Consider the following 14,088-nt stretch of genomic DNA (forward strand, 5'->3'; position numbering starts at 1 on the left):
CTTAGCTATGCTGGCTGAGCACGTTCTGGAACTCCAGCATTTGTCGAAACCCAATAGGTTACACTTCCATAAAAACAGAGAAACCAAAGGCTTTCTTCTGGACGTGCAGAAAAACAAGCACACATACATCGAAAAACCTCTCCGTCACCAACATTGATGATGGGTGCTCCTAGTTGCAAGAGAACTTGGACTGTATCTTCAAAAGGCTTAATATTGCCTTGGATCTTCCCAACCTGAAATGTCGTGTTCTGAAGAAGTTTTCTCCCATAGGCACATTGGTACAGTCCGCGAACCATCATGCTAAAAACCTCATTTATCCGTTTCCCCGGGAGTTGAAGCTCATATGCCCATTTCTTAAAAACGCCAGAAGGTGTAGTGAGTCCTACAAGTTGTCTCTTATGAAAAGACTCTACTATTTCACGAGACTGGTTGCGTTGGACGGATCGTTCAAATTTATCCCAGAGCTGCTGTACAACCGGATTTGAAGAGGTAGTATTCGTATCTGCGAAAAGAAGATCTCTGAGGTACGTATCATTCCTAGATTTAACGATATGGTTGCATTCTTCACAAGCAAATGCTGTAGGAGTATCATTAGGACATTTGCCAACAAAAAGGCACTGAGGAATGATGTGATCTTCGGTTAGCATTTTGATTCTTCCGCAGTAAATACAAATGCCTTCTTTTTTTTGTCGTTTTGTTTTTAACCTTTTGGACATTCTTCTCTCCCGGTGTTAAATGTAACCCCCTCTATATTAACAGAAGGGCTTACTCCTGACAAATTTTTCTCCATGTAACATGACTTGGTGTGGGATCGCCGCTCGGATGGTTATGGCTGACAATAATTCTCGGACAGTTCCGTATGATGGCTGGTCGCATGATCTCTGCGATCCTCAGGACCGAGCTATTGACAGTTCCTTTGTAGCGCTTTATACAATCTACTACTTGATTTCTTGTGTCAAGTAAAATTATGTGCATTTCTTCATGGTCCAAGTACATAAGTTCCAGACGCACCAGCCGAGCTGCATCATCTGCCGATGTAATCTGAGTGCGCTTCTCCGTTGGTAGCATACTCAGGCGTTTCCCAATCTCCAGCGATGCTTTTAACTGGGCGGCTTTGGCTGGTCCAATCCCGTGCATTGTGCCGATCTCATGTACGTCAGCACTCATTAAGCCAGAGAGATTTCCATATTTATTAAGTAACTTCGCTGCTAATTCCATTACATTGTCGCGTGGTGTCCCTGTACGTAGAATAACTGCCAGCAGATCAGACGTAGTTAACGTCTCCGCACCGAACTTCAGGAGTCGTTCACGCGGACGATCATCGATCGGGATGTCATGGACCGTCGCATGGTATTCTGTTTCCGTAACGGGCTCCATTGGTGACACGTCTGAGAGCATCTCTGGTGTGAGCACAAGCGCGAGTTGATTCTCCAACTCGTCGGAGGAGGGAAAAATGTTCAGCATAGACGAGACTCTGCTCCTTATAATCCTCTACCCTACAACATACACATCGGTATACTGACAATACCGTGATTTGCGCACGTTGTAAATAGGCAAAATAGGAAGCAGACAAAGATTGCTATTCTAGAGCGTTGATATTATATTGTAGATTTTTTGATATCATTATACTAATAAATATCTATTTGTCAGGGAATCTGGTTGAAAATTCTATCTAGCGATTTTGTTACTTTCCCAAACAAGGCGAGCTTTAAGATCATTGCAATGCTGATGAGGTAATCGTCCTTCATGTTGAAGCCGTCCAACTACAATGCCTGGGGCAATCCTTATTTCACTTGCAAACTTTCTTATACGTGCTTTGGAATAACGAACCTTGGGAGCAACAAATTTTTTCCACTGAGCTTTATCAATTAAGATATTTCGAGAGAAATCGTTCGCTTCTTTTTCTTGTGCTTCAACTTCACTGCTAGCTTTATCTCTTTCGAGAAAGATTTGTCGTTTTCCATGCAATAGGATATGTCCAACTTCATGAAAAAATGTAAACCAAAGATGGTCGTCCGTTTTATAGCGCAGGCTAAGCTGAATTAATGCTTTGTTTGCGTTAATCCATTGAGTTGCACCACTAAATCCTGTATTGGGTAATTCTGGCACAAATACTACAGCAACCCCAGCATTCGCACATAAATGTACTAATTCAGATTGGAATGAGCTAACTGGCTTTACTGTTAAAGCAAGGATATTTTTTAGTGTTTCTTCGAATGTTTTCGCATTGTAGGGGAGGCATTCAATTTCTTGTGCTTCGATCTCGCCCTGGCACAACCAGGCTGCTTTTTTAAGCCTTACAGGAGAAGCAGATAAAAAAGATCCCAACGGCACTAAAGCCGTTGGGATCTTTTTTGCTATCGTTTACGAATATATTTTGGAACTTCTTCGGGAATACCTAGTCGTTGGTATAGCCAAGCATTGCGGTGCCGCCGTGCTTGATGTTATCCGAGAGGAAGTAGTAGACGCGCTCCGCGACGATTTTGCCATCCAGTCCCTGTACTGTGAGGGAGACGTTGTTCGCTCCACTCACCGGATAGGCGGTGGCGAGTGGCACGACGAATTGGTTGATACTGACTGTGGTGCGACTATGAGCTCCTAGTGCGATGGTCTTTTGGATAATGGTTCCATCTGCATAGATGGTGAGTGCCGCATGGACTATCGCCGCTGAAGGATTCTGTAACGTCAGGAATTCGGTATTGTTGCCTGCCGTATAGCCCTCTGCGAAGGAATAGGTTGAATGACCGCCGGTGCTTTCGTCACCGATGGTGTCCGATACGCCGGGCATCGATTTGGTTACACCGTTGGCTGTCGATGTGAATGTAAAGAATATCTGGCGTTCAGCTACAATTGCTCCATCATTGTCATGAACGGCGATGGAGAGCGATGTTGTGCGCTGACTGAACTGTGCCGCAATGCTGTTGATGTCAAGAATCGATTGGCTATAAGCTTTGACAAGCTGGGAGACTGTCTGCACTTGTCCATTGGTGTAATCGATGTTGATCTGTGCAGTTGTATCCGTAGCTGTAAAGTTCGCCAGCACCAGGTTTTCCTGGTCGCCTGCGTGGATGCTACCTTCTGCGAAGAGCCAATCTGTGCCCAGGCTGGTTGCTCCGACAGTGGTGGCAGCCCCGGAAATTTTACCACCAGCATTAGGAATATTATCCTGGAAGTAGAGCGGTCGCTCAGCGACAATACCAATGTCTGATGTGATCTTCATTGCGATCTGCTTGTTGGCTGGTGGTGTAAGTGTTCCACGCTGCATGGGTGCTAATGCTTTTGTCTGGGTCGCAATGACTTGTCCATTGGCATAATAGGTCGCTGTAATGTTCGCGGTAGTTGTCGGGCTGGGATTGAGCATGGTGATAAATGTGTTATAGATCTGGGCCGTTCCATTGACACGGGTATCACCCAATGGGAAGTAGAAACTGGTCTGGCTTGCATCTGTTGCACCCATCACATCGGTACCGCTGTAGATGCGATTGCCAAAGTTGAAGTACATGGGACGTTCAGCTACGATCGGTACCGTTACCCCATTGCTGTTAGCTATCGACTGCACTATCACAGAGATCGAGGCATAGGCTTTTCCTGTGTCGGGCAGATTGAGGTCCGACATCGTGGAGACCGTACCACGCGTGCTGGCTGCGACTGTGTGCTGAATCGTGACTGGAGTTCTTCCATCGGAAAAGAGATAGGTCACATTTAATGTTGCTGACTGTGTGATGCTCGGATTCAAGATTGAAATGAATTCCTGATATCCATTGCCTACATCACCTTCTGCAAAGTACCAGGTCGTTGTCGCTGGCGTGTTACGTTGTCCTGTCAGACTGCCGGCCAGGTTTGCTAGATCGGTGAAGAGCGTGCTGCTGGCAGGAGTTCCCAGGCCGGTCGTCATATCATATCCGCTGGCGGCTGCGTACTGAGTGCCACCAAAGATATTATTGTTGCCGGTGGTGATGTCATGGAAATCGCCGGGATTACTCTGGTTCAGGCTGTAGAGAGTGGGATTTAAGAAACCGAGATTGTAATAACCTTTACTCAGTGAATACTGGTTGGCCAGTGCAATCAAGGATGCATACATAGGTGCTGCCGTTGATGTGCCACCGTAGAGATACCAGGTTGGACTCTGGCAAACTCCCGCTTTTGTGCAGTCGACTGTGTAGATAGGATATCCCGAGTTCGGATCAGCATCAAATGAGACATCTGGAACCTCGCGGCAATAACCGGATGATGCTCCACAAGGTGCGCCAGAACTTGATGCGTTCGCGATATTTTGTTGGTAGGATGGCATTGGCCATTGGCTACTGATACCACCACCGCCTCCGATACTCTCAGGCCCATATGAAGGATCGTACGTTTGGGTACTATTCCATGTTACCTCACTACTGTAGGCGCCGCTTGTTGTGGTCTTTAATGTCGTGCCTCCAACGGCTGTGACATATGGCTGTGAGGCTGGATCATCAGTGCTAATTGATTTGTTGTTAGGATCTGCACCCTGACAATCAGTGCTACCGTAGTCGCCTGTGGCGGCGAGGATGCTTTGACCCTGTGCTGCGGCGATGGCGAATAAGGCGTTCTCCTGATTAAGTGTCGCAGTCGTGCTGGCAGCCTCGCATTGGCCCCAACTTGTGCTTACAACAGGAATAGCGTCACTTATGATCTGGCTCCACATGAGCAAGTTGCCTTGATCACTATTCGGTGCCTCATAAACGCTCAAGCCACCCAATTGGGGAGCCGTGCTTAAGATAAGCTCCATATCGAGCTCTGCTTCGGAGGTGCCATCATTTATTTTCGCACCCCCACTAATTGCGACACGTGTTGTCGGAACAGATGCTCCTCCGTAACATTTCGTGTAGGCCGCAATATCAGCAGGTTTGTAGTCGGAAAACTCTACTAGAGCCATCGTTTGACCATTGCCCTTATAGGTTTTTTGCAAGGTGCTCAAATTATAGGCAGTGGTGACCTGGCCTGGAGTGTAATATGTTGGATAGGCTCCACTGGGGCCGTTTGACACACAACTCACTGCTGCCGGTGTTACTGCTGCCGCTGAGAGTGTCTTGTTGGTCCTTTGGGTTGTGATTGGACTATGGGTATAATGTGTAACGTTGTCCAGACCCTCAATCGTTGTGATGTATGGCGCGATCGTGGCCGGAACTTTTGGGTCGGTTGAAGGTGCATAAAATTTTTGACCGGTATTGTCTGTATAGTAATTTTCGGAGATATTAAAGGCTTGCTCTGCTTGTCCGATGGTTCCTGTGAAACTTACTACCAGGCGATGGTCGAAGGTAGCCGCAGTGGTAAAACCATATTGGTGCATATAATCGATTACCGCTTGCTGCTCGACCGGATAAGGACTAAAATCCTGAATGATTTGTGCCTGTGTCAGTATGCGTTTTTGTTTGTTTTGTAAACCACTTGTGTCCTTCACATACTGTTCAAGATCTGCCTGGTTGTGAATGTGTAGGCCGATGGCGATTGTCACAGGTGTCCCTGGGTCAACTCCGTCCCCCATTTGACTGTTTTTGGTGAGTGCTGGTTTGATTCCTGCGAGTGGTGTAATCCCGCTTGCAGCTGCGTTACCGATGGGATTAAATCCTGAGAAGTAACTGACAAGCACTACCAGGGCTAATGTAAGTCCGATGATGGGGACAAATGCTACGGGGCGCTTGATAAATAATCCACGTGTCTGCTGATTATTTTTCCCTGGCATCATTGATTCCATAACGATTTTGCCTCTTTAAAAGGGAGATGATAAGCCAAAATCAATAAAAAAGAAGAGATAAGTGTAGATATAGCGCATATTTTCCTGCACTGATTGCCATGCGATAGCGCGATTTTTAATAAAAATGAAGTAAACCCAATACATCAGTGTCAGGCCATATTTTATCTCAGCCTTATATTTATACATCAGTATATATTAATATAAATAGCCTATGGTACTAATATCTTATATTGAGACAAATCAAGCTATATTGATAAATCTTCGAGTTTGGGCTTAGACCATTTCCGTATTAATAGAAATGCTTACACCTCTACAACAGTTTCTATTAGATGTATTAGCTCAAAGGAATGACGCTCTGCTATCAGGCAAATAAACAGAAGCATCAGTAGTTGAAATAGCTGATGCTTCTGTTTATCAGAATACTACTCTGCTTAATTGATAGAGGTTGTACCGGTAAGCATTAAGCTATCAGCGGCCGCACAAGGAATAATTGCATTTGGACCCATGCTGGCGGCACTGATGTTCAGATCGTTGCCGAGGGCATTGCCTATCTGTGCGTTGAGTGATTGCTGGATCTGTTGATTATAGTTATCAGCTGAGAAGGTGAAGATCAGAACGCTCAAGGTGGTTTTGCTGACGTGGAGCACAAGTTTGCCGTTGGCCGCTTGTGGCTCGATGATAGTGGTGGCTGTGCCAAGTTTGAGTACGGGAGAGCCGAAGACCAGACTGATGATATCTGCTGTCACGACAAGTTGTCCATTCTGCACTGCCAGCTTAATATTTTTTGCTTCCAGACTACTATTAATTTGCAAGGTGCCGATGCCTGAGGCTAGCGTGGTCAAGGAGCTGAATGGTACTTCCACGTAGGCTGGAACGGCTTGAGCTGCCTCTTGTTGCTGGTGCGCTTGCTGATGAGATGTCTCCAGACTCAGCAGCGATGTTTTTGCTGTCTGCTGCTTGAAGCTGGCCTGATAGGTATTGCTGGTAGTTTTCCCCTGAGTACTGGCCAGTGGGATCTGCAAGCCCAGTTCAAGGTTGGCTGCCCCGCAGGTTGGGGTGGTCTGGATGTTGGTTAAGGTTCCCATGGGGACCTGGATAGTTGTCAGTGGGCCTGTGATCAATGGTTGACTGCCTGGCAGGGCCTGGCTGCTTACCTGGATTGTGTTGGCGTTGAGGATGCTAAATGTAACGAGCATGTGCGAGAGGGTTGGCTTGGGATCGCCAGCGTAAAGGCTGAGTTTTATGCCTGCATTGAGTCCATTGCTCTGAGGCGTGAGGTCGGTCAGGGTGGCGGATGGCTGTACAAGTGCATGCGCTATCTGTCCAATCCATCCTTGCTCATCGGATGGGGAGCCGTTTACCATGCCCTGGATGGTCTTATCCGTGATTTGTGGCAGTTGCTGGTTGATACTGTTCTGGAAGAGCTGCTCCATGACGTCATGAGTGAGATAGATTTTTGCATTCAGCGTGCTGCCTGCATGCATGGCTTTTAGTGTCTCTGGGTTCATGGGGGCAGCAATCACTGGTGTGATCGTGCCTAGTAGCAGGAACGCTATCACCAGCCCCCAGCATATATAGATGGAGCGCTTAAAGAGTCGTTGCATATCCTCTATCCTCTTGCTCAAGTGTTTTTTATTTCGCAGCGTACGCGCAGCGAGTGTTTATTTTGGCAATAAATTATTCAGATCAAGAGTGTCGTTAAAGCAGATTGGCGATGGGAGCGATTGAGCCGAGACACCGTCAATGGTTGTCGCCCGTATCTGTAATACGAACGTCTCTGCCCCTTTGCCACATACGACGCTTTTGCTGGTATGCACTCCAATGATTTGGACGCCTTTGAGTTGCTGGTGAATACTGGGCATGACCTCCGCGAGGAGCATCTGGTTGAGCGCACCTTGCATGCTTTTGGCATTGACTGCCCCTGCGTCGACGCCATCCCGTTTGAGATGCTGGATATTCAATTGCATATTCTGTTGTTTATCTAGATACATTGTACTATCAAGTTCAACTGGCAGGGTCCTCTGGATGGTCCCAAATTGAATTGGCACGTTAAATGTGATCGTTAATCCATCGTTTGCGACCGGCGTGACGGTTAGATTTTTTATGAAAGCTTGCTGTTTGCCGAGTTGTGTTGCAAACACCGAGGTCAGTGCGGTTTTGCTGAGCGAGAGATCAATATTTCGTGCCGCATTTGCATCCGCGACTGTTGTCGTTTGTTTGGTTGTCAGATCGATGCCAACCAGATAAGCAGCCATGCATGTGCCGATGATTAATAGGATGGCTAAGATGAGTGTGGTGAGATTGCGGCGTGGGGCGCGATAACTCGGATGCGCAATCATCGTTTGCACGGCTTCTCTGGATGTGGGAGTCGTGGGGAGATCGTGGATATCTCCATCCAGTGCCGCTTCCGGGGCGGCGCGCCCCCAGAGGAAGATCGCTGGCACGATGGCGATCAGGCAGAAGATGGCCGAGATGAAGAAGACGGTGCAATAGACTGTATGGGCTGACTCAATAGCGTAGTTGGCATATCCCGTAAGTGGATTGCCGCTACTGGCCGCGCTCGATTTTGGATAGGCGATTAAGAGTTCTTGAAAGTAGGCCAATGCCCATGAAGTTAGAGCTGCCAATCCCAGAATCATACCGATCATGCGCAAAGCGGTAATAATCGCGGTACTCATACCAACCTGAGTTGCACGCACGGCGTTGATGGCGCTGGTGCCAATCGGAGCGATCACCAGCCCAAAGCCAAAGCCTGCTGTAAGCGTTGCCACTGTCATCTGGTACCAATCGACGTGTTGAGGCCAGCGACTCATCAGATAAAATCCGACAGCTGTAAAAAGTAAGCCGATGATTGCGGTGAGGCGACTGCTAATACGCGAACTGAGCCAGCCTCCAAGGATAGCTCCGATGGGGATCATCACGGTGAGGCGTAGTAGCGCCAGGCCACTGTCGAGTACCGTGCCTTGCAGGACTGTATCCACAAAAATGGGAATATTGGTCATCGCGATGATCAGGGCTGCTCCAACAAGCAGACTGACCAGAGCTGAGGCGCTAAAGGTGAAGCGCTTGAAGAGTTGTAGATCGACAACCGGCCAGCGCACCTGACGTTCTACCAGAATAAATGCCAGTAAGAAGACAACGGCGAGTACCAGTGCCAGTGGATTGTTTTGCGGCGTTGATGTATTGGCCGCTGACGGTCCTAATGAGGTGCCCTGTTGTGCCAATCCCAGACTCAGACAGGTTAGAGAGAGTGCCAGAAAGATTGCTCCCAGCCAATCTATCCCTTCGTGTAAGCGCTTGCCCTTAGGAATAAAAACACAGGCGGCAATGAATAGCACTATGACCAGCGGTACATTGAGGTAGAAGATGTATTGCCATCCCCACCGTTCGACGACCAGTGCTCCATAGAGAGGTCCTATCGCCCCTCCGGCTTCTGTAACTGCCCCTATGATGCCCAGGGCCAGTGCGCGTTTCTTCAGACTATAGACATCGCTGGAGATTGCCATAGCTACGGGGACAACTGCACCTCCACCGATGGCCTGTATCACGCGTGCGCTAATCAGCCAGATCAATCCTGGAGACGAGGTATCGATATGGAGTGGAGTCAGAACGGTGAGAGGAATTCTTTGTCCCAGGATAGGGGCGATACCGCAAAGGATTGAGCCGACTCCGAAGATGATCAGGCAGAGAAGAAAGATACGGCGGCGTCCATAGATATCGGAGACGCGGCCCATCAGAGGCATGGCAACGACAAAGCCTAGCAGATAGGCGCTGATAATCCAGGCGGCATGATCGAGCTGCGTGATCGGGATATGCAGATCGGTGATCACTTGGGGTAAGGCCGTGACGACCACTGTTTGATCCAGTGCCGTTAAAAAAACGCCGACACAGGCGATAATCATCGCCGCCCGAGCGACTCCAGGCGTATAGGCAGGAGGTGTTGGCTCCGTTGGGACAACAGGATAGCTGATGACGTCAGCGGGTAAGGTAGCTGTATTATGATGATCGTCAGGGAGAGTGTCCCCGGACTGTTGATCGTCCAGAGGCAATTGTCCTGATTGTTTGGCTGCATTGTACAACGAACGCTTATAACGAGAGGATGTTTCATGATCATCTTCAAACGTATACATCGTGCCCCCATCAAAGAGAGAAGGATAAGATCAAAAGGGTTGATACACGTTACTGTATCTTTTCAATAAACGCTTGCCGCTCCTGCTTTTGGGGCTGTAGGACTTTTTTCTCAATCTTACTACGCCAACGATTGCCTAATATGATCCCAGGTCGCTCGACAAACGCGAAATAAAGCACGCATAAGGGAACGATTACTACGAGTGCCCAGATCCAGTAGAGTCCGTAAACGGTGTATTTGTCGAGAGACGGGAAGAATGGCTGTACTACATGCGTCTGGAAAAACACAATCAATGGTAGATGCCAGATGTACAGACTGAAAGAGATGGCTCCGATCCAGCGCAACGGCTGCCAGGTGAATGGTCGTTGTAGCTGCGGTGGACCAAACAGTATGGCCATGATGCATGCACCGTAGCCAAAGGCCAGGACTATCTCATTGAACAATTGGAAAGCAGGTATGAGTGTATTTATTGGTGGCCAGATGGGAGCTGATACATCAAAGTTCCACATAGCGCAGAAAACCAGAAGCAATATACCACATCCCCAGAGCCAGAGACTGGAGCGTTGTAATGTTTGCACAAAACGATGATCCCGTGGCATATTCTGGGCATAGACATAACATAGGCTGGCTAACATACCAACAGCGAAATCCTCAATATACTTGCCTGTGATGCCAAAAGAGAAGAAGAGGATTACGTCAAGCACATTACGTGGTACTAGAAAGGTAACAGTTGGATTTTCTTGACAATAGAGACCAAAACCACGTATGCATAAAGCTATGGTAATGATGCCAGTCAGGCAGAAAATAACCGCTTGTAATCGATATTTTATTGCGATGCGTTTAACGACGAGAAGTATCCCTAATGCCAGTAGAGGCATAATCAGATAAAATTGCCACTCAGTGGCTAATGTCCAATAAGGACCATTTAATTGTCGGAATGTGGCTCTTGATGAATCCATGAATAACGTCAGGAAGAGTCCTAGCTCACTAAAATGCGAGGGCTGCAAGTATTGAGGTGCACTTAGTAAGATGAGTAAGAATAGAGAGATATAATACCCGGGCATGATACGCAATGCTCGGCGCAGATAGAACGTTCTGGCGAGCGGCCAACGTTTGGCGAAGAGTAATGATCTGGCATAAGGCAAGAATAGCAAGAAGCCCGAGAGGACAAAAAATAATGTCACCCCAGATCCGCCCGCAGTTGATATCGCCGAGGCTAAAGGATTGTCCAACCAAACCCAGAGGTTATAATGGGTTGTTCTGTTGATATGAAAGATAATAACAAAGAGAATTGCGCAAGCTCTAATACCATCAAGTGCAATAACCGTGTTTTTTTGAATATCGTTTGTATGCCCTTCAAACATATTATTTAGCCAATAGAGAATATGTCGGAAGATATATTTCATAATGAAAACTTTCTTTAATCTCTCTTCATAATGTCCTTTCTATAGTATACTGTTGAAATTAATATAATAAAATGAAGGCAAAACTTTTCTAAAGCCATATGGTTGAGGGAGAGAAGTTATTTCCTGTAAGATAACTGCTGTATGAGCTAGTTTTTATCTGGTTCGTCCAAATGCACTAGCCCGCAGAAATTCTTTGGTCTCAAGACGTAACAAATCTGAGCTTGAAGCAATGGTATCCTGACCTGAGGTTTGAGTGAAATATCAAACGGAGCCGTCATATGACGACTCCGCATTATTATTTAAAAGGGAACTAGTATACAGTTAATCTTGGAAACCATAGTTGGGATGCAAAGCTGCCCAACCACTCCATGATACTCCTGCTGTGGTTTGCCAGATATGCCAAAGGTTAGTATCGCTTCCAATAGCGAAAACTTCAATGCGCCCATCTGCATCAAGACCTGCTGATGGTGTCCCTTGAAAACCAAAATTGTTTTGTAATGCTACCCATGAACTAAACCAGACAGTTCCTGCTGTAGTCTGCCAAATGTGCCAGACATTGTTGTCTGTACCACGTGCATAAACTTCAAGACGCCCATCTGCATTAATACTGAAAGATGGATTACCAGAGAAGCCTACTCCTGTGACAAAAGCTGTCCATGTACCCCATGATGCTCCTGCCACTGTTTGACGGATGTGCCAGATGTTACCATCACTACCACGAGCAGCCACTTCTAATCGCCCATCGGCGTTTGATGTAACAGCAGGAGTGCCTTGAAATCCAAGGCCTGTCTGCAGGGCTCCCCAGCCGCTCCATGCACTCACGCTTGTTTGCCAAACGTGCCAGATATTATTATCGCTGCCACGGGCAAACAGCTCTAGCAATCCATTTGAATTTTTTCCAACCACCGGGCTACTTGAGAATGTTCCAGCAGCTTGTATAACCCCCCAGCCGCTCCAGCCAGAGCTTTGTTCTACATCACGCCAGATATTATTATCTGCTCCACGAGCAAATAATTCTATTTGCCCATTCGAATCTTTCGCTGCTGTAGGCGTACCCTGAAATCCGAAACCAGCTTGTATGGTATTCCAGGTTCCCCAAGAAGTTCCCACTGCCGCTTGTGAGATATGCCAGATATTGCCATCGCTACCACGAGCAAAAACTTCTAAACGTCCACTTGAGTTCGTAACAACAGTTGGATCTCCACTAAAACCTAAACCGGCTTGTAGAGGAGCCCAACTTCCCCAGGCAGTAGTACTTGTTTGAGCGATATGCCAAATATTATCATCACTACCACGGGCGAATACTTCAAGAAGTCCATTTGAGCTCTTACCAACATATGTCCCAGAATCATTACTATTTAAATCTGGTACTGGTGTAACTGGGGTAGTTGTAGGGTCATGAAGCCAGCCAAGAAGAGTACCATATCCTTCTGTGTTTAAAACCCAACCACTTACAGGGTAAGTAAAGGTTCCATTGGATGAGGCATTCTCTTCAATTGTTGTTATAGTACCTGTTCCATTGCTATCCAAGTTTACTGCAGAAACTAAGGAGGTATGACCGGCAGTGCTACTATTGTTCCAGCTTAGAATATCACCAGCGCTTAGATTAGAATTGATAGAATTACCACTACCACTCTCTTTGAGAAGCGTTGAACCTGAATATGCAGAAACTACCTGATTCCCATTAGCGCCATAAGGATTGATATTATCTGCAAGATACATGTAACGCATAACGAGTTCAACACATTCAAATTCAAGTACCCCCCATGCACCTGGAAAAAATTGAACCGATAGATCATTGTAAGGAGCAGTTGTCTCGTAAGCAGGTCGTGGACCACAAGCAGGAACTCCTCGATAGCTAGCCGTACCTAGTTGATATGCATTTGGGTGATTGTATGTATCACATAGGGTACCATTCCAGACACTGGGATAAGATAAATTGCCTGGTACTACTGCAGGTGATATATTTGCCTTTGCTGTTGCGTGAGAATGTGCTTGTAAACTCGTGCCTCTATTAAGAGTGGTACTCGTGAGTATGGTGCCTTGAAGATTATGTAATAAATTATTTGCTGAGGAAGAAGTATCTTCTTGCATAACTCGAACAATCCAAACACGTGATCCTGCTTCACCAATCCATTCTGTGATAAGAGTAGGTTTAGGAGTAAGTGAGTCAAGTGGCATTTGAACATGATAAAGCGTTCCAACAATGTTTATCCCAAAAAGATTGATTGCCGGAAAAACCTGTGGCGCTTGTGTTTGAGATTGCCACGCAGTACGTAACTGGCTGCGATATGTTGAAGCAATCCCTGCCTGTGCTGTCGGGAGATGTTCATCATCGCTTGTTCCATAAGGTATGGCAGTTACTGATACCATTATATAAGGGTTTGTACCAGTCACTAGCGCTCGCTGAATAAAATCTCCCGTTTGGGTTGATTGGAAATGTGTGTTGGGTAAAATATGGCTCTGGAGATTAACTGTAACGTTATCAACAGTGAATATTGCTTTTTTCCCAAGATCACTGGAGGAAGCGTGCACAATATTAACTGTGAAGCCAATGCCAGTAAATAGCAAATATAGAAGAAGCGTAAAGAGGCAAGTAAAATATTGCCATGCATGTCCATGTGAATGACTTAGTAGATGTTTTTTTGAGGAGAGAATTGGGAGATGAACGTGCATTGCTCGCTCAGTTTTCTGAAACCAGATGCGTTGCATACAAAGAACTCCATTTCCTTGCGGTAAATATTTCTATTCGTGGAAGAAAACATGGTAGAGTGTGCATCTTTGCTGACACTAAAATGTCTTTCTCCTTGTGGTACAAATTAGATAAAGAA

Annotated in this window: 8 protein-coding genes; all 8 read right to left on the bottom strand. The window is 46.6% G+C overall.

Annotation, left to right across the window (positions count from 1 at the left end; all coding sequences use genetic code 11):
* Positions 1 to 5: 5 nt before the first annotated feature.
* The 8 genes from AC27N8_RS23630 to AC27N8_RS23665 all read right to left on the bottom strand — a co-directional run bounded on the left by AC27N8_RS23630 (position 6) and on the right by AC27N8_RS23665 (position 13,969).
* Positions 6 to 716, bottom strand: a complete 711-nt coding sequence (locus AC27N8_RS23630; RefSeq protein WP_487069966.1) for a hypothetical protein — start codon at positions 714 to 716, stop codon at positions 6 to 8.
* Positions 717 to 765: 49 nt separating this feature from the next.
* Entirely contained in the window at positions 766 to 1,464 is a 699-nt protein-coding gene (locus tag AC27N8_RS23635; protein ID WP_487069968.1) for a JAB domain-containing protein, read from the bottom strand.
* Positions 1,465 to 1,668: 204 nt separating this feature from the next.
* Positions 1,669 to 2,334: an ImmA/IrrE family metallo-endopeptidase gene (locus tag AC27N8_RS23640; RefSeq protein ID WP_487069970.1), complete on the bottom strand. Its 666-nt coding sequence runs from the start codon at positions 2,332 to 2,334 to the stop codon at positions 1,669 to 1,671.
* A 64-nt stretch (positions 2,335 to 2,398) separates the two neighbouring features.
* Positions 2,399 to 5,722, bottom strand: coding sequence for a S53 family peptidase (locus AC27N8_RS23645; protein WP_487069972.1), 3,324 nt, complete (start codon positions 5,720 to 5,722; stop codon positions 2,399 to 2,401).
* A 431-nt stretch (positions 5,723 to 6,153) separates the two neighbouring features.
* Positions 6,154 to 7,326 (bottom strand): hypothetical protein, encoded by a 1,173-nt coding sequence (locus AC27N8_RS23650; protein WP_487069974.1) that lies wholly within the window; start codon positions 7,324 to 7,326, stop codon positions 6,154 to 6,156.
* Between the two features lie 57 nt (positions 7,327 to 7,383).
* Entirely contained in the window at positions 7,384 to 9,852 is a 2,469-nt protein-coding gene (locus AC27N8_RS23655; RefSeq protein WP_487069976.1) for an MFS transporter, read from the bottom strand.
* Between the two features lie 49 nt (positions 9,853 to 9,901).
* Positions 9,902 to 11,257 (bottom strand): acyltransferase family protein, encoded by a 1,356-nt coding sequence (locus AC27N8_RS23660; protein ID WP_487069978.1) that lies wholly within the window; start codon positions 11,255 to 11,257, stop codon positions 9,902 to 9,904.
* Positions 11,258 to 11,578: 321 nt separating this feature from the next.
* Entirely contained in the window at positions 11,579 to 13,969 is a 2,391-nt protein-coding gene (locus tag AC27N8_RS23665; protein WP_487069980.1) for a PLL family lectin, read from the bottom strand.
* Between the last annotated feature and the right edge of the window lie 119 nt (positions 13,970 to 14,088).

The organism is Dictyobacter sp. Z7_2 (assembly GCF_057551105.1).

Coding starts and splice junctions, on each gene's coding strand:
- AC27N8_RS23635 (WP_487069968.1), bottom strand. CDS start 1,464: ATGCTGAACATTTTTCCCTCCTCCGACGAGTTGGAGAATCAACTCGCG.
- AC27N8_RS23660 (WP_487069978.1), bottom strand. CDS start 11,257: ATGAAATATATCTTCCGACATATTCTCTATTGGCTAAATAATATGTTT.
- AC27N8_RS23630 (WP_487069966.1), bottom strand. CDS start 716: ATGTCCAAAAGGTTAAAAACAAAACGACAAAAAAAAGAAGGCATTTGT.
- AC27N8_RS23665 (WP_487069980.1), bottom strand. CDS start 13,969: ATGCAACGCATCTGGTTTCAGAAAACTGAGCGAGCAATGCACGTTCAT.
- AC27N8_RS23655 (WP_487069976.1), bottom strand. CDS start 9,852: ATGTATACGTTTGAAGATGATCATGAAACATCCTCTCGTTATAAGCGT.
- AC27N8_RS23645 (WP_487069972.1), bottom strand. CDS start 5,722: ATGGAATCAATGATGCCAGGGAAAAATAATCAGCAGACACGTGGATTA.
- AC27N8_RS23650 (WP_487069974.1), bottom strand. CDS start 7,326: ATGCAACGACTCTTTAAGCGCTCCATCTATATATGCTGGGGGCTGGTG.